This is a genomic window from Flavobacterium rarum (SeqCode) (genome assembly GCF_965234445.1).
Taxonomy (GTDB): domain Bacteria; phylum Bacteroidota; class Bacteroidia; order Flavobacteriales; family Flavobacteriaceae; genus Flavobacterium; species Flavobacterium rarum.
In genome coordinates, this window is the sequence record NZ_OZ248505.1 from 175564 (window position 1) to 193368 (window position 17805).

At 31.9% G+C, this 17805-nt stretch carries 13 protein-coding genes; 8 read left to right on the forward strand and 5 right to left on the reverse strand.

Annotation, left to right across the window (positions count from 1 at the left end):
- Window positions 1–19: 19 nt before the first annotated feature.
- Complete coding sequence (locus AC8GF4_RS16835; protein ID WP_506596329.1) at window positions 20–2092, forward strand: beta-N-acetylhexosaminidase; 2073 nt, start codon at window positions 20–22, stop codon at window positions 2090–2092.
- 170 nt (window positions 2093–2262) lie between these two features.
- Here AC8GF4_RS16835 and AC8GF4_RS16840 read toward each other — a convergent pair whose 3' ends face one another.
- Window positions 2263–3252, reverse strand: coding sequence for a virulence RhuM family protein (locus AC8GF4_RS16840; RefSeq protein ID WP_506596330.1), 990 nt, complete (start codon window positions 3250–3252; stop codon window positions 2263–2265).
- 126 nt (window positions 3253–3378) lie between these two features.
- On the opposite strand from AC8GF4_RS16840, the gene AC8GF4_RS16845 reads away from it, so the two are divergent.
- The 7 genes from AC8GF4_RS16845 (at window position 3379) to AC8GF4_RS16875 (ending at window position 9665) form a co-directional block, all read left to right on the forward strand.
- Window positions 3379–4998, forward strand: a complete 1620-nt coding sequence (locus AC8GF4_RS16845; protein ID WP_506596332.1) for an ABC-F family ATP-binding cassette domain-containing protein — start codon at window positions 3379–3381, stop codon at window positions 4996–4998.
- A gap of 340 nt (window positions 4999–5338) precedes the next feature.
- The gene (gene pyrR / locus AC8GF4_RS16850) at window positions 5339–5878 is read left to right on the forward strand and encodes a bifunctional pyr operon transcriptional regulator/uracil phosphoribosyltransferase PyrR (RefSeq protein WP_506596334.1); all 540 of its coding nucleotides are present in this window, start codon (window positions 5339–5341) and stop codon (window positions 5876–5878) included.
- Between the two features lie 64 nt (window positions 5879–5942).
- Complete coding sequence (locus AC8GF4_RS16855; RefSeq protein WP_506596336.1) at window positions 5943–6869, forward strand: aspartate carbamoyltransferase catalytic subunit; 927 nt, start codon at window positions 5943–5945, stop codon at window positions 6867–6869.
- A gap of 93 nt (window positions 6870–6962) precedes the next feature.
- On the forward strand, window positions 6963–7295 hold the full coding sequence (locus tag AC8GF4_RS16860) for a ribonuclease Z (protein WP_506596338.1): 333 nt from the start codon (window positions 6963–6965) through the stop codon (window positions 7293–7295).
- Window positions 7296–7422: 127 nt separating this feature from the next.
- A complete protein-coding gene (locus tag AC8GF4_RS16865; RefSeq protein WP_506596340.1) occupies window positions 7423–8328 on the forward strand; it encodes a ribonuclease Z in 906 nt (301 codons plus the stop codon).
- Between the two features lie 23 nt (window positions 8329–8351).
- Window positions 8352–8996 (forward strand): pyridoxamine 5'-phosphate oxidase, encoded by a 645-nt coding sequence (pdxH, locus tag AC8GF4_RS16870; RefSeq protein WP_506596341.1) that lies wholly within the window; start codon window positions 8352–8354, stop codon window positions 8994–8996.
- A gap of 168 nt (window positions 8997–9164) precedes the next feature.
- Entirely contained in the window at window positions 9165–9665 is a 501-nt protein-coding gene (locus tag AC8GF4_RS16875; RefSeq protein WP_506596343.1) for a CAP domain-containing protein, read from the forward strand.
- 51 nt (window positions 9666–9716) lie between these two features.
- Here the strand turns inward: AC8GF4_RS16875 and AC8GF4_RS16880 are convergent, their stop codons facing one another.
- From AC8GF4_RS16880 to AC8GF4_RS16895, 4 genes are all read right to left on the reverse strand, one after another.
- Complete coding sequence (locus AC8GF4_RS16880; protein WP_506596345.1) at window positions 9717–11678, reverse strand: OmpA family protein; 1962 nt, start codon at window positions 11676–11678, stop codon at window positions 9717–9719.
- A gap of 49 nt (window positions 11679–11727) precedes the next feature.
- On the reverse strand, window positions 11728–12408 hold the full coding sequence (locus AC8GF4_RS16885) for a tetratricopeptide repeat protein (protein ID WP_506596347.1): 681 nt from the start codon (window positions 12406–12408) through the stop codon (window positions 11728–11730).
- Window positions 12409–12497: 89 nt separating this feature from the next.
- Window positions 12498–13412, reverse strand: a complete 915-nt coding sequence (locus AC8GF4_RS16890) for a PorP/SprF family type IX secretion system membrane protein (protein ID WP_506596349.1) — start codon at window positions 13410–13412, stop codon at window positions 12498–12500.
- Window positions 13413–13640: 228 nt separating this feature from the next.
- Window positions 13641–17805: CLIPPER-2 domain-containing protein (locus AC8GF4_RS16895; RefSeq protein WP_506596351.1), on the reverse strand; the 4165-nt coding region annotated here is incomplete at its 5' end.

The following is a 17805-nucleotide window of genomic DNA, read 5'->3' on the forward strand; positions in this document are numbered from 1 at the left end:
TATATTTTCTTTTATTATAATGAAATACATCATACTTTTTTTATTTTCTACCATTATATCTAATGCTCAAATTACGAAAGAGCAATTGAATATAATGCCATGGCCTCAAAATATTTCTTTATCTGAAGGTAGTTTTGTTTTGACAAAAAACTTTAAAGTGAATATCACTGGTGCTCCTGATGCAAGAATATTTGTCGGGGCAACCCATTTTATGAGACGATTGGATGGAAGAACAGGAATGTTTTTTAATCAAGGTTTCGTAACAGGTTTAAATGAGGTTCCATTGGCCGAATTGCAAATTAATTGTATTGGTAGTGGTAAAATTGACTTGTATGAAGACGAAAGTTATTTATTAGACATCACAAAAAATAAAATTACAATTAATGCAACTACTGATTTAGGAGCATTGCATGCACTCGAAACTTTATTGCAATTGTTGCAAAATGATAGTAATTCTTTTTATTTTCCTGTTTCCAAAATATCCGATTTTCCAAGATTTACTTGGAGAGGTTTGATGATTGATGCTGCAAGACATTTTATGCCAGTTGATGTTATAAAAAGGAATTTGGACGGAATGGCTGCTGCGAAAATGAATGTTTTTCACTGGCATTTAGTAGATGATCAAGGTTGGAGAATCGAAATGAAAAAACATCCAAAATTGATTCAAATGGCTTCTGATGGAGAATATTATACCCAAGAAGAAATAAAAAATGTTGTAAAATATGCAGCTGATAGAGGGATTTTGATAGTTCCCGAAATCGATATGCCAGGGCACGGAACTGCTATTCTCACGGCTTATCCAGAAATTGGAAGTAAAGTTGTTAATTTAAATGTAAATTCAGGAGAAAAAGAGCAAAAATTTACTCAAATTCAATCCTATAATCTCGAAAGAAATTCAGGAATTTTTACTCCAACATTAGATCCTTCTAATCCAAAAACGTATCAATTGATAAGTGAAATTTTTGATGAAGTTTGTCCGCTCTTTCCTGGGAAATTTTTTCACATAGGGGGTGATGAAAACGAAGGGAAAGATTGGGACTCTAATCCTAAAATTCAAGAGTTCAAGAAGAAGCACAATTTAGCCAATAATCATGAATTGCAAACGTATTTTACGATGCAATTAATTCCGATGCTCAAAAAGCATAACAAAGAACTAATGGGATGGGAAGAAATTATGACCAAAAATATGTCAAAAGACGCCATTATTCATTCTTGGAAAGGAGTCAACGAGGGAGTTCCTGCGGGAAAATCACTTGTAGATGCTGTTAAAGGAGGCTACAAAACAGTATTGTCTAATGGCTATTATATTGATTTGGTTTTTGGTGTTGACGATCATTATACAGTAGATCCAATGCCCAAAAATGTTACTTTAACTGAAGAAGAAAAAGCGAGAATTCTTGGTGGTGAAGCTACTATGTGGTCAGAATTGGTAACGCCAGCAACTATAGATTCCAGAATTTGGCCTAGAACGGTAGCTATTGCAGAACGTTTATGGTCTGATGGAAGTGTTACAGATAGTAATAGCTTACGCAAAAGGATGGATGTTTTATCATTCAGATTGGAAGAATTGGGACTAAATCACATTAAAAGCAGAGAAGGGTTGCTAAGAAATATTAGCAACAATCAAAAAAGTCAAGCTTTGGTTGATTTTTCAAATATATGCGAACCAATCAAAAAATATTCAAGAAATGCTGAGGGAACAGAATATCAAACATACTCTCCATTTACTTTATTTGCTGATGCTTGTGTTCCAGATGCTTCTGATGCTTTGGAATTTGATAAAGCTGTTACTTGCTATTTAGGCAATAAAACAAATGAAAACGAAAAAGCAGTTATAAACTATTTGAACAATTGGACAAAAATGAATACCGATTTGAATACTCTTAGTACAAATGCACCGCTTGTTCAACCACTTTTACCACTATCAAAAAGTTTAAATGAATTAATAGAGAAATTGTTACTCAAGATAGAAAAAAAACAAAATATTGAAGCTCCTGTATTAAATGAATTACTGGAGAAATGCAATTCAAAAGAACATGCCGATGTTGAATTAGCGGTATATAATAGCTTGAAAAAGTTAGTTCAAGCTTAATTTCAATTCAAAAATAAAAGTTGTAATCGTTAAGATTGAGTTTGGTTATTTGTATTTTAATATGATTTTTTTATTTTGAATTACTATTGTTTTTCTGCTAAAACAATAGTTTTAACCTGGTAATTCGTTACCAGGTTTTTTTATGCATTTGTCGCAATTATTAAAATATATTATTTTGTTAGTTTCAAAACCTCTTTATCAAAGTCTGAAAGGTATTCTCTGTCCTGAATAATTCTAAATTTATCAAACTCCATTTCCGCCTTAATTTTGGCTTCCAAATGAGAAATTTTTCCTTTATCATTCAGTATTGGATAATTGGAGAGTTGCAGAAAATTATTTAAAAACAAAGTCCAATTTTCCATTTCCATTACAATTTGCCTTTTGGCATAATTCTCAGCCAAATCCAAGTAAGCGGAAACAATTCTATTTAATTCTTGAAGATGTGCATCGTTCAAGTAGTTTTTAGCAATGCTCACATCAGTTTTTTGAATTTTGCCATTTGGTGCATCTTTCCATGTGGATAAACCCATGTAAAGTTTGCTGGCATCGGCTTCAGAATAAATAATTTCGGCCGCCGTTTTTCCGGTTATTGCCCAATGTAGTTTGTTTTGTACCGTTGCAAAGAATGTTTTTGTAGTGGCACTTTCTTTTTCATAATTTGCGGAAAGTGCATAGATGTCAGTTATCTTTTGATAAAAGCGCCTTTCGGATGAACGAATTTCTCTAATGCGTTCCAGTAATTCTTCAAAATAATCTTTACCAAAAGCCTTACCGTTTTTTAGCATATCATCATTCAAAACAAATCCTTTGATAATGAATTCTTTGAGTGTCTTGGTTGCCCAAATTCTGAATTGAGTGGCTTGACTGGAATTTACTCTGTATCCTACAGCTATAATTGCGTCAAGATTGTAAAAATCAATTTCTCTGCTGACTTCTCTTTTTCCTTCGGTTTGAACTGCTCGAATTTTTCGAGTAGTTGAACTTTCATCCAATTCATTCGATTTGAAAATCTCTTTTAAATGATAGGTTATAGTATGAGATTCAACCCCAAAAAGTTGTCCAATAGCTTTTTGCGAAAGCCAAAAACTCTCGTCTAAGTAAGTCACTTCAACATTAACATTGGTTTCGGATGTTTGATATAATAGTATTGGCGCCTGCATCTTACTTTTTTTGATACTTTTTTATAAAAATTAATGAAATGTGAAGATAAACTAATTCTCATTTTAGATTAAAAAAAATAGACATTTTTTTGTACTTTTGCACAAAATTTTAATAAAGAGACATTCATGTTAACAGTCAATAATTTATCAGTTCAGTTTGGCAAACGAATTTTGTTCGACGAAGTAAATACAACCTTCACACACGGAAATATTTATGGAGTTATTGGAGCCAATGGTGCTGGAAAATCAACTTTTCTTAAAATAATTGCGGGTGATATGGATCCAACTTCGGGTCATATTCATTTGGAACCAGGAAAACGTATGTCGGTTTTAAACCAAAACCACAATATGTTTGATGAACATACTGTTTTGGAAACGGTGATGATGGGGAACAAAGTGCTGTACGCTGTAAAAACAGAAATGGATGCGCTTTACCTTGATTATAATGATAAAAATGCAGATAGAATAGGGGAGTTGCAAGTGCAATTTGAAGAGATGAATGGTTGGAATGCCGATTCAGATGCTGCTTCAATGCTATCCAATCTTGGAATTACAGAAGACAATCATTATACATTAATGGCAGATTTGGAAGGAAAAATCAAAGTGAGAGTCCTTTTGGCTCAAGCGCTTTTTGGTAATCCAGATTTATTGATCATGGATGAGCCTACCAATGATTTGGATTTTGAAACCATTGCTTGGTTAGAGAATTTCTTAGCAAACTATGAAAATACAGTAATTGTAGTTTCTCACGATAGACACTTTTTGGATTCGGTTTGTACACACATATCCGATATTGATTTTAGTAAAATAAATCATTATTCTGGGAATTATACTTTCTGGTATGAATCAAGCCAATTAGCGGCCAAACAACGTGCACAACAAAACAAAAAAGCCGAAGAAAAGAAACAAGAATTAGAAGAATTTATCCGTCGTTTTTCTGCGAATGTGGCCAAATCAAAACAAGCTACTTCTCGTAAAAAGATGATTTCAAAATTAAATATTTCTGAGATCAAACCTTCAAGCCGCCGTTATCCAGCCATTATTTTTGACCAAGAGCGTGAAGCAGGAGATCAAATCTTAAATGTACAAGATTTAAGCGCTTCTGTCGATGGTGAAACTTTGTTTAAAGGAGTAGATTTGAATATGGCAAAAGGCGATAAAATTGTTCTTTTTTCTAAAGATTCTCGTGCTACAACCGCTTTTTATGAAATATTAAATGGAAACCAAATAGCCGATTCAGGAACATATGATTGGGGAGTTACTACCAATCAAGCCTATTTGCCTGGTGATAATCATTCTTTTTTCGAAAATGATTATTCCTTAGTAGACTGGTTGCGTCAATGGGTAAAAACCGAAGAAGAACGTGACGAAGTAAACATTCGTAGTTTTCTTGGGAAAATGATTTTCTCTGGTGAAGAAGCTTTAAAAACTTGTAACGTATTGTCAGGAGGAGAAAAAGTACGTTGTATGTTGTCTCGAATGATGATGGAAAGAGCTAATGTCTTGATGCTGGATGAACCAACAAATCACTTGGATTTGGAGTCAATTACAGCGTTCAATAATTCATTAAAAAACTATAAAGGTTCGGTGATTTTTACTACTCACGATCATGAGTTTGCTCAAACTGTGGGTAACAGAGTAATTGAGTTGACACCAAACGGTGCTATTGACAGATACATGACGTTTGATGAATATTTGGATAACGAAGGAGTACAAGAATTAAGAACAAAAATGTATTCATTATAATTTTAGATTTTTCATAAACGATTTCTGATTTTTTATGTTTAAAAAAAATTCCCGTTGTTCAAAAATAACGGGTTTTTTTATGCATAAATCTAAGTAATAATAGAGGCTCATTTATAATAAAAAAATGATCTAGATTGTTTTTATAAAAAAAATCCCTTGGATTCTATTCCTTTATCAATAATAGAAATAATTCTAAGCTTCTAATGAATAAATCCTAAATCGGAATTTGTATATTTGCTTGACCAAATAAACTAAGGCTTTTCAAATGTTTTATCTGAAAAAGTTTTTAAAACAAAAAATGAATTTTAATTTGTCTTTTTAAAATTAATAATTAAAGAATATGAATCAAAAAGTGTTACTCAATTCAAAAGAAGTCAATATCATTTTGAACCGTTTGGCTTGTCAATTAATTGAAAAACATCTTGATTTTTCGGATACAGTTTTAATTGGGATACAACCCAGAGGAACATTTTTGGCAGAACGTTTGAAAGAGTTGTTAGAAAACGAATATCATATTTCGAATATATCTTTAGGCTATTTGGATATCACCTTTTTTAGAGATGATTTCCGCAGAACAAATAAGTCATTAGAAGCCAATAAAACCAAAATTGATTTTTTAGTAGAAAACAAAAAAGTTATTTTTATTGACGATGTCTTGTATACTGGACGTAGTATTCGTGCTGCATTAACTGCAATTCAATCTTTTGGTAGACCTTCAGGAATTGAATTATTAGCGCTAATTGATCGACGTTTTAGTAGAGATTTACCCATTCAACCCGATTATCGTGGTCGTCAAGTAGACGCGATTAATGGCGAAAAAGTAAAAGTATGTTGGGCCGAACAAGATGGCGAAGATGGCGTTTATCTAGTTACAAATTAGTGTTTTACAACTAAATAATAGTCTGACGAATTATAAATTATAAAAACTGAAAATCTAAATAATAATGAGCGAACTAAGTGTAAATCATTTATTAGGAATAAAATACATTAATGAAAATGATATTAACCTGATTTTTGAAACTGCCGATCATTTTAAAGAAGTCATCAATCGTCCTATAAAGAAAGTACCTTCGTTACGAGATATTACGATTGCTAATATTTTTTTCGAAAATAGTACCAGAACAAAATTGTCTTTTGAATTAGCTCAAAAAAGATTGTCTGCGGATGTTATCAGTTTTTCAGCAGCACAATCTTCCGTAAAAAAAGGAGAAACACTCATAGATACAGTAAACAATATACTTTCTATGAAAGTGGACATGGTAGTTATGCGACACGCCAATCCTGGAGCGGCTTATTTTTTGTCTAAGAACGTAAAAGCAAGTATTGTCAATGCAGGTGACGGAGCTCACGAACACCCAACTCAAGCCTTATTAGATAGTTATTCTATCAGAGAAAAATTAGGAGATGTAAATGGAAAAAAAGTTGTTATTGTTGGAGATATTTTGCATTCTAGGGTTGCACTTTCCAACATTTATGCGTTGCAAATGCAAGGTGCCGAAGTAAAAGTTTGTGGTCCAAAAACCTTAATTCCAAAATACATAGAATCACTTGGAGTAACGGTGGAGCCTAATTTGCGTAAAGCACTTGAATGGTGTGATGTAGCAAATATGTTAAGAGTACAAAATGAAAGAATGGATGTTAATTTTTTTCCTTCAACTCGAGAGTATGCCCAACAATATGGTGTGGATAAAGTATTACTGGATTCACTTAACAAAGAAATTGTAATAATGCATCCAGGACCTATAAACCGTGGTGTCGAAATTACAAGTGATGTTGCCGATTCAAAACAATCCGTAATTTTAAATCAAGTAGAAAATGGTGTTGCTATCCGTATGGCCGTAATCTATCTTTTGGCTTCAAAAATTCAATAAAATAGTATTATGAAATCGCCATGATTCCAAATTATAAACTGGAATGAAGAATGGAGATACCATATTCCATTAAAAAACAAATATTATCTGCATATGAAAGTAATTACCAAAGGACACACTACCACCATAAAAGATACTGAGGGTAATATTGTAAGTTTTTTAGAAAAAGTAACCAGTCAATATACTAGTTTCAAAGAGCATAATCTAATTTTAGATATTTCTCATGACAAATCAGTTGATGAAAAATCTATTACTATTTTTTCTGAATTATCAAAAAAACATAAAAAAGCAAAAAAATCATTTGTTCTTGTTGTTAATAGTATTGACTTTAACAAAGTTCCAGTTTCAATTATAGTTGTACCTTCATTATTAGAAGCACATGACATGATTGAAATGGATGAAATTGAAAGAGATTTGGGTTTTTAAAGTTCAAAGCAGTTTTTAGGTTTAAGAGTATAATTTTGCTTAAGGAGTATGAGGTTTAAACAATCTTAAACTTTTGAACGGTTTTAAACAATTTTAAACCAATTAAACAATTATAAAAACAAGAAATTTGAAACTTACCATATTAGGCTGTTATGCCGCTACCCCTCGGACTTTAACCAATCCCACTTCTCAGGTTTTGGAAATAAAAAACAGACTGTTTTTGATTGATTGTGGTGAAGGGACTCAAGTGCAGTTGCGTAAAAACAAATTGAAATTTTCAAAGATCAACCACGTTTTTATTTCACACTTACATGGTGATCATTTTTTTGGACTTATTGGTTTAATTTCTACTTTTGCGTTATTAGGTCGTACCTCAGATCTTCATATTTATGGACCAATTGGAATAAAAGAAATAATTAATATACAGTTGAGACTTTCAAATTCTTGGACCAATTATCAACTAATTTTTCATGAATTAGAATCTAAAGAAAGTGTAACAATTTTTGAAGATGATAAAGTAATTGTTAAAACAATTCCCCTAAAACATCGTGTATATACCAATGGTTTTTTATTTCAAGAAAAAATTGGTGAAAGAAAACTGGATTTAAATGCTGTACTCAATTTTGAAATAGATACTTGTTATTACCAAAATATTAAAAACGGAAAAGATATCGTTTTGGAAGATGGTCGCATTATTGAAAACCATAAATTGACCTTTGATCCAGTTCCAACATTAAGTTATGCTTTTTGTTCGGACACAAAATATACAGAAGCAATAATTCCAATTATTGAAAATGTAGATGTTTTGTATCATGAATCAACCTTTTTGGAATCAGAAGAGGCTTTGGCTACAAAAACAATGCATTCTACTGCAAAAGAAGCTGCTAAAATTGCATTAAAAGCCAATGTCAAACAGTTGATTCTTGGTCATTATTCAACTCGATACAGTAGTTTGAAATTATTTAAGGAAGAAGCAGAAACTATTTTTGCTTCAGTTTTATTAGCGGATGATGGAAAAAGTTTTGATTTTTAAAGATTTATATAAAAAGATAAAAAATGAGTGATTTAAGTGATTATAGAAAGTCTTACGAGAAAAGTGAATTATTGGAATCCTCTATTCCGGAAGATCCGATAAATCTGTTCAATAGATGGTTTCATGAAGTTGAAGATTTTGATGGAAATGAAGAGGTAAATGCTATGACAATTTCTACAATTGGATTGGACGGTTTTCCAAAATCTCGTGTAGTTTTATTGAAAAAGTATAATGAAGAAGGTTTTATTTTTTATACTAATTATAATTCGGAAAAGGGTAGGGCAATAGCCAATAATTCGAATGTATGTCTTTCATTTTTTTGGGAAAGTTTGGAACGTCAAGTTATAATTAAAGGAATTGCTCAAAAAACTTCAGAAAATAATTCGGATGGTTATTTTGACTCCCGTCCTGATGGAAGTAAATTGGGAGCTATTGTATCCAATCAAAGTGAAGTAGTCCCTTCTCGTGAATATCTAGACGAGAGTTTGAAACAATTGGAAAAAGATTTCGAAGGAAAAGAAATACTACGTCCAAAATATTGGGGAGGTTTCTTAGTAACTCCTTTAGAAGTAGAGTTTTGGCAAGGAAGACCAAATCGTTTGCATGATAGAATTCGATATTCTCTAAATAAAGATTATTCGTGGACTATCAATCGCCTTGCACCGTAATATAAGATAATTATATTATTTTTAATGTTAAACATGTAATTCATCGATTTTTTTTGGTAGTTTGACATAAAGTATGTTTATTTGAACAAATAAATAGATTTTATATCGTAATTAATTAACAATAAAGGAGTTTGCCCCCAATCTACTTTAAACTTAAACTACTATCTTATGTATTCGAAATTACTTCGTGCATCTTTGTTTGCTTTTGTTTTATGTTTTATAGTTTCTTGTTCTTCAGATGATAGTTCAGTTGAAACAGAAGCAAGTCAATCTGTCGTTTTAAACTATGAATATAGTCCTCTTGAATTAGAAACAATGACTTTAATAAACAATTATAGAGTCAGTATTGGTTTGAATGCTTTAGAAAAAATCAATCATATTTCATACAAATCTGAAGAGCACGACTATTATATGATTACAAATAATGTGGTTAACCATAATGATTTTGAAGCTCGTTCAACAAATATTATAAAAAATTTAGGTGCCAAAAATGTAAGCGAAAATATTGCTTATAATTATAATAGTGCAAAAGGTGCTTTTGATGCTTGGATGAATAGCCAAGCTCATAAACAAAATATAGAAGGTAACTTTACACACTTTGGTCTTTCAATTAGAGAAAATCCAACAAATGGTAAAAAATATTATACAAATATATTTGTGAAAATTTAAACGTATAATTTCAATAAAAAAAAACTACCTCAGTAAGGTAGTTTTTTTTTGTCATAAAGCAGTAATTATAAATTCACTACGTCTATTTTGTTGATGTTCTTCTTCTGTACATTGTACGCCATCAGAACATTTGTTGTATAATTTTGTTTCTCCATACCCTTTACTAGTTAATCTATCTGGGCTTACACCATTTTTAATCAACCATTCTCTGGTAGATTTTGCTCTTCTTTCGGATAAAGCTTCATTGTATTTAAATGTAGCGCGACTATCAGTATGAGATCGGATGTCTAATTTCATGGTTGGATTTATCGTCATTACATCAAGAATTTTTGCTAAATCCAATGCTGCTTCAGGTCTGATATTTGATTTATCCAAATCAAAATAAATCCATTTGATCCCAAAACAGGTACCTAAATCATCACCAATGGTCACTTTACATATCGTTTTTTCTAGAGTTAAATCTAAAGGAATTTTACAATCGTTTACTGGAATAGTAATTGTTTTTTCAACGGTATAATATTTTTCTTTTTCAGCTCTAATACTGTATGTGTTTTTACTTTCAACATCAAATTCAAAATAACCGTTTTCATCCGATTCTTTAGTATTTAAAGCTTTATGTTGGTCATTGTATAAAGTTACTTTAGCATTTGCAATTAAAGTATTAGGTATTAACTTTCCATTTTCGGATTCAGTCAAAATTCCACTCAATTCGGGTTTACATTTTTTGGCTAGTCTTTTAATTTCTTTAAATTGATAGATATCATCAAAACCATTTCCACCATCTCTATTGGATGAGAAAAAACCAATTCTATTTTTGGTATTAATTAAATAGGCAAAATCATCTTTTGAAGAATTCACATCAGCTCCAACGTTTTGAACTTCTCCAAAAGTTCCGTCTTGTTTTATTTCGGACACGAAAATATCGAGCCCACCAAGCCCAGAATGGGTATCGGAGGCAAAATAGATTTCATTTTCATCAGTAACAAATGGAAAAGTTTCTTTTCCAGAAGTATTGATTGTTTTTCCTAAATTTTGAGGTGTTCCAAAACTTCCATCACTATTGATGCTAACTTTAAAAATATCAGATTCGCCTATAGTTCCTGGCATGTTCGAAACAAAATACAATGTTTTTTCATCAGCACTAAGGGCAGGATGTGCAGTACTGTAGTTGTCGCTATTAAAGGGTAATTCAGTTATATTTGACCAATCATTTTTAACAAAACTGGCTTTGTATAATTTAATTAAGGTTACATTTTCAGTGTTTTTACCTTTTTTTCCTTCTAAAAAATTATTTCTAGTAAAATACATTGTATTACCATCTTTTGTAAAAATGGCACTAGCTTCATGGAATTTTGATTTTACACTTTTGGAAAATTTTTTCGGAACATCTGCAGAAAGTGAGTCTATTGTTAAATTGGATTCGTACAAATTAGTAAAATATTGATCCGTCCAAGTATGCTTCCTTTGTCCTAAACTTCCGGTATCTCTAGAAGAAGTAAATACCAACTTATCATTGTAAAAAGAACTTCCATAATCTGAATATTTGGAGTTTACACCTGCATCTTTTATAGCATATCTTCCAGAATTTGCTTTTATTTTATCCAAATAATTTACCTCTTTAATATATTGTTCGCCTTTACTTGAATTATCAGATTTTTCATTGTATTTTTTTAACATTTCATTTGCCAAGTCATTTTGGCCAGTGGAACGTAAACATTGAGCATATCTATAATAGATTTCTGGATCAACTGTTGTAGTTATTTCAAACAATTGTTCGTACCATTTTGCCGCTTTAGCATACTCGGAATTAAAGTAATATGAATTTCCTAAATTTTCAAACATTTTAGGTTCTTTATGTCCTTTTTCAACAACTCTTTCATATGTTTTTATAGCATCGATATACGCATATTTGTCGTATTTTTTGTCCGCGTTCGAAACTTTAGCTTTTTGTGCATAATTATTCAAAGTAAAAAAGAAGAGTATCGAAAGGCAAAGTATTGTACTGTTTTTCATAATAATAATTTTTAGGAATCTTTACTTTTTTTTGTAATACTATGGATATTTATCTAGAATTATTACTAGATAATTGATTGAATTTTTTTAAATATTCGTTTGATTTTTCTGTTTTACCTATAGATTTTAATGCCACTGAATAACGATAATAATACTCGGGCTCAACTTCGGTTGTTAAATTAAATAGCTTAGTATAATTTTTTTCTGCTTTTTCAAATTCATCACTAAAAAAATAAAAATTAGCTAATTTCTTTAACATATCTATCGATTCATACCCTTTTTCAGAAACTCTTTCATACGTTTTAATGATGTCTACCGAGGCATAAGAATCTACTTTTTTTGGTGTTTCGGATATTGAAAATTTACTTATTTTTTTTATTTTTAATAAAGTATCCGATTTTAAAATTGTTTTTTCTACTTGCTCTCCTTCTGCAAATACTGGAGTGACAATTCGTTTGTTATTGAGCCCCAAGTCATAATTTCTAATTAGTTTTGGATTTGAAACATCATATACTGTTTTGTACCCTCCAAACTTCATAGATGTAATTTCTTCTACATGATAATATTTAACTTTTCTGTTTGGATTAAATATTTTATCGGCTATTATTAGATTATTACTTTGCAATTCATTTATTTTTTTTTGATTTAGAGAATTTGCATTATTTTGAGTCCAGCTATTATATGAAAATAAACATAAAATTACGGTGAAAAGGATTGTTAGATTTTTCATGATATTTGATATTAAGATTAAACATCTTTAAATATTCAATTAATAATTTTATATTATTTTTTTTAGTATTAAAATTTTAGTAGTAGATTTTAAAAGAATCTAGGTGTTATGATTTTATTATTTTTCTTAAAGATTTCATAACGTAAAAATATCTCGTGTGATCCCGAATTGTAATTGTCAAGTTCTGTAGTTTCAAAATCGTATGCATATCCAATATATAAACCATCCGAGACCTGAAAACCAACCATTGCGCTCATTGCCGCACTCCATCGATAAGCGAGACCAATAGTGAACATTTCGTTAAACATAAAATTACCCGAAACATCTACTTGTAGAGGAGATCCTTTTACAAGTTTAGTCATAAAAGCAGGTTTGAATTTGATAGAAGGACTTAAATCAAAAACATATCCTCCAAGTAAATAATAGTTTATTTTTTCTTTATAAATAGCCACTTCATTGTCATTGTAAGCATCGTTTTCTATAAAATTAGGAATTGAAAAACCTAAATATGCCTTTTGCGAATGTAAATAAAGTCCAGCTCCTATGTTGGGTGAAAAATCATTGTTTATATCATTCTGAATTTTCGGGTCATTGGGATCATTTGGATTTAATTTATTGATATCTATACTAAATAAATTGGCAGTTCCCTTTATTCCAAATGATAATTTAAATGATTCAGAAACTGGAATGGTATAGGATATATCTGTTGAAATTGAATTGGATGTAGAAGGACCAATTTCATCGTTTACAATTGAAACTCCCAAGCCCAATCTACTGTTGTTGAAAGGTGTATTTACCGAAATAGTATTCGTAATTGGGGCTCCATCAAGTCCCACCCATTGCGTACGATGAAGTGCAAAAAAGCTTAAAGCACCTCTGGATCCTGCATAGGCAGGGTTTACATTTATTGTGTTGTACATATATTGTGTATATTGGGCATCTTGTTGCGCATAACTTACAATGGCTGTAAACATCATAACGATTGAAAATAATTTTGTTTTCATAAAGGTGAAATTTATTTGAAATAGTTGATTTATGTTGTCGTCTTTTTATTTGCTTTTGCAAATAGTTATTGAAGGCAATTTCATAGTTTACTATTTGTTAATTTAAGTTTGATATTGTTATAATATCTTAATTTTGAGGGTTTATAAAAGATTATTACAGTATTAATATTAAATATAATTAAATACTCTGAGAAATAATTTCATTCTCAGAGTATTTTTGAATCTGATTTATTTTACAAGATATAAATATCCATCTTTTTTTATCTTTAGCGTTTTGTCAAGACCATCTACAGTGTCATAACTTAAAATGTAGAAATAGGTTCCTGTTGGTAGTCCTTCATTTTTGTTAATTGTTGTTCTACCTTCGGACAGCCCTCTAAAAGCATTACCTTCATTATTATAATTATCTTTCTCAAAAACTAAAACACCCCAACGGTTGTATATTTCAACTCTAATATTTTTGTAACAAAGGTTGTCTTCTATGTTTTCAATTTGGAAAAAATCATTTTTTCCATCTTCGTTGGAAGAGAAAGCATTGTGTATAATAATCGTTTTACATGGAAGAACTTTACAATCATCATTAATTTCTAGTAACAAGAAGATGCTTCTTGGACAGTCGCCAGCAAGTTTATATTCGTATTTATAGGTATTGATTGGTATTCCAAATGCATTCAAAATGTTACCATTTAATCCACCAGTGTTTTCAGTATCTATCCAAGTTCCACCTGTAGGAACACCTTGTGGCAACAAATTGTTTAAATCAACTGGGGTCGTATCTGCATTACAAGTTGCACTTGAAATAGTAACGGATTCGAGTCCTGCCACATTTAATGTAATTGTCGCTGTACTACAGTTTGTAGGATTGGCAGCTTCACAAACTTGATATTCAAACGTGTATTGACCTGCCGCTACACCATCAACAAATGTTATGTTTCCAGAGTCATCAATTTTGATGTATTGCCCTAATACAGTCAATAATTTGAATTTGAAAGCACTGATACTAGCAGGAGAACCATTCAATAAATCATTGCTGAGTGCATTACGTAAGTCATTAACTATAGAACACTGAGTAACATTATAGGTGTCATTTGTAGCTTGAATGTTGGCATACATTTTACAGCTGATACCAAAGTCAATATCTAAATTAACTTTGTTTTGATCGGACAAAGTAGCCGTTTGAGGATTAGTATTGGTAGGTCCACATACTTCAAAACTTGTAGGTTTACCAGTGTTTTTAGGATTCTCGTTTTTACCTGTTTTAGGTAAAACTTTTACCAATCCTGTAGCTCCCATAGCAGAGGATTGTGCTTCTAAGTTGGCATCCATTTTCAATTCGACTTTGTAATCTCCAAAAGCTCCAACTGCCGGTCTGTTTCTCCAGAACCCTTGAATACCGATAATTACACTGTCATTATAATTATTTGGACCTGTTACAAATAAATTAGGAGATTTTGCATTTCCAAAACCTGCAGCATTTAATTCTCCAACATTTAATACTCCTTTGTAACTGCCATCACCATTAAGATCAATCCATTCCCATTTGCTGTAATCAAAAGTTCCATTAGCATCAGGGATGTTTTTGGTTACTAAACCATCATTGTCTGCGTCAAACCACTCATCTTGAAGACCATTATTATTTACATCATACCAAACAAAGTCGCCTAATACTGGTAAATCAGATTTGTCATATCCAAAATCGTGTGTTTGATATTTACAATTTTCTAAAGTGGTAAAAAACAAACTTGAATTAGTTGGATATAATTGATAAGCTGCATTCAAATTGGCATCTTGTACCTGAACTAAATAACTTCCTGGAACCATTCCTGTAAAGTTATAATATCCTTGAGCATTGGTGATTCTGATTTGAATTGGACCCGTTGTAGTTCCCTGTGGCACTAAGTTTACTGGTACATTGGCCAATGGTGTGTTTGTGCCCGCGTTGAAAACATTACCTGAAATTTTAGTTTTATCACTACAAATAACGGTTATGGTTACTGTGGCGGTATCACAATTAAGTAGTTTGTTTAATTCGCATATTTGATATGTTAAGACATAAGTTCCTGCAGGAGTTCCGTCTTTTATATCGATAGATCCATCAGTATTCATAGTCATGTATCCAGTTGGATCAGGTGTTACAAGAGATAAAGTAACATTACTCAAAGTAGCAGTAGCTAATCCTAGAAAGTCATTTGTAAGGACATTTAGAATATTTGATGCTCCATTAATTCCGTCTATAGGTCCGGCGGTATCATCCACCGCAAAAACAGGAACTGGTGGTGCTGGAGGTAATGTAAATTTAACATCAACGGTTACTATTGCAGTATCACAATTTCCTTCATCTGCTTTTTCACATATTTGATAGGTTAAGACATAAGTTCCTGTAGGAGTGTTTGGTTTTACATCTACTGAACCGTCAGGATTCAATACCAATGATCCAGTTGGGTCAGGTATTGTTAGAGTCAAGTTGACATCATCAGGGTTTAGAGTTACTGTGTTTAAAGTATCATTTGTAAATACGTTAACAACATTTGTTGCTCCTTGAAAACCGTCTTCAGTTCCTGCAGTATCATTAACAGCATCAATCGTAAATACAGGTCGTGAAGTACAAAAAGGAGTTGAAGGAGGATAACTCACAACTATAGTTTCACTTGGATTTAAGGTTAATGTTACAGATGCAGTAGGTCTAAGATTTTCAAAACCATCAGCGCCTTCTATCCATTTGCCATTTACTAATATCCAACCAGGCCAATCAGTACCATTTCCATTGGCATCAACAACAGCACCAGGCCATAGCACTTGCCCATTTAAAAGTAAGTTGGTCATTGTACTTACAACATTATTATTGCTATCTGTCCATGTTATAGTTAGTCCATTTACAGGCGTAAAATTATTTGCAGTTGTAGTGTATTTAAAGTAGGGTACATCATTTGTACATATTGATTCACCAGAAACAGTCATACTTGGTGCTTCTATAATAACTGTTACAATTGCAGTATCACAGTTTGTAGTATTTAATTTTTCGCAAATTTGATAAGTCATTGTAAGCGTACCTACAGGAGCATTTGCCAAAACATCAATTGAACCATCAGGATTCATTACAAGGTATGGATTTGATGTTACAGTGGTAAGAATGACATCAGCTGGGTTTACGGCTACTGAATTCAAAGTATCATTGGTAAACACATTAATGACATTAGGAGTAATTTGATTCACACCTACAACGGTTCCAACATTGTCATCAACTGCATCAATAGTATTGGCTTTTTCGTTTACAATTTCATCATCTGAAGCACTAATTGGTTTGTCATCTGGAGTAAATCCATCCGCAGTAGCAACATTCGTTACAGAACCTTTATCTAAATCCGCTTGAGTTACAGTATAACTTTGAGTGTACTCTGAACTCGCCCCAGGAATAAGAGTTTCTATTGTTGTATTCAAGCCAGTTAATGGATCTTTAACTACTACTTGACTCAAAGTTACATTACCTGTGTTTTTAACAGATATGGTGTAATTTATAATATCACCAACAACACTATAACTAGCAGTTGTAGCAGTTTTAACAACTGTCAATCCAGGTGACTTAGTCAAAGGAGTAATGGTACAATCAGGACATTCTGGGTTCACAGGACAAGAAGTACAAGGCGTAGGATCAGAAGAAGTATCCGTTACAGGATTTCCTTTTGGATCTGTACCCGTAGCAGTTGCCAAGTTGTATACATAGCCTGTGTTGATATCGTCTTGAGTGATTACATGACTACCAGAGAATGTAGTAGAATCAGTTGCGCCTACAGCAAGAGAGGCAATTGGTCCTCCAGCGATTGTAGCATTATTATCTGTAACTGTTATGTTTGTTAAGGTGGTGTTTCCTGTATTAGTGATTACGAAGTTATAAGTAACTACATCTCCAATATTGGTAATACCATCATTATTAGAATCAACATAAGTACCATCTTTGGTGATATTGATACTTGGTGTTTGAGTCAAAGGAGTAATGGTACAATCAGGACATTGCGGATCAATTGGACAAGAAGTACAAGGCGTAGGATCAGAAGAAGTATCCGTTACAGGATTTCCTTTTGGATCTGTACCCGTAGCAGTTGCCAAGTTGTATACATAACCGGTATTGATATCGTCTTGAGTGATTACATGACTACCAGAGAATGTAGTAGAATCAGTTGCGCCTACAGCAAGAGAGGTAATTGGTCCTCCAGCGATTGTAGCATTATTATCTGTAACTGTTATGTTTGTTAAGGTGGTGTTTCCTGTATTAGTGATTACGAAGTTATAAGTAACTACATCTCCAATATTGGTAATACCATCATTATTAGAATCAACATAAGTACCATCTTTGGTGATGTTGATACTTGGTGTTTGAGTCAAAGGAGTAATGGTA

Coding starts and splice junctions, on each gene's coding strand:
- AC8GF4_RS16835 (WP_506596329.1), top strand. CDS start 20: ATGAAATACATCATACTTTTTTTATTTTCTACCATTATATCTAATGCT.
- AC8GF4_RS16840 (WP_506596330.1), bottom strand. CDS start 3,252: ATGCAGGCGCCAATACTATTATATCAAACATCCGAAACCAATGTTAAT.
- AC8GF4_RS16845 (WP_506596332.1), top strand. CDS start 3,379: ATGTTAACAGTCAATAATTTATCAGTTCAGTTTGGCAAACGAATTTTG.
- pyrR (WP_506596334.1), top strand. CDS start 5,339: ATGAATCAAAAAGTGTTACTCAATTCAAAAGAAGTCAATATCATTTTG.
- AC8GF4_RS16855 (WP_506596336.1), top strand. CDS start 5,943: ATGAGCGAACTAAGTGTAAATCATTTATTAGGAATAAAATACATTAAT.
- AC8GF4_RS16860 (WP_506596338.1), top strand. CDS start 6,963: ATGAAAGTAATTACCAAAGGACACACTACCACCATAAAAGATACTGAG.
- pdxH (WP_506596341.1), top strand. CDS start 8,352: ATGAGTGATTTAAGTGATTATAGAAAGTCTTACGAGAAAAGTGAATTA.
- AC8GF4_RS16875 (WP_506596343.1), top strand. CDS start 9,165: ATGTATTCGAAATTACTTCGTGCATCTTTGTTTGCTTTTGTTTTATGT.
- AC8GF4_RS16880 (WP_506596345.1), bottom strand. CDS start 11,678: ATGAAAAACAGTACAATACTTTGCCTTTCGATACTCTTCTTTTTTACT.
- AC8GF4_RS16885 (WP_506596347.1), bottom strand. CDS start 12,408: ATGAAAAATCTAACAATCCTTTTCACCGTAATTTTATGTTTATTTTCA.
- AC8GF4_RS16890 (WP_506596349.1), bottom strand. CDS start 13,412: ATGAAAACAAAATTATTTTCAATCGTTATGATGTTTACAGCCATTGTA.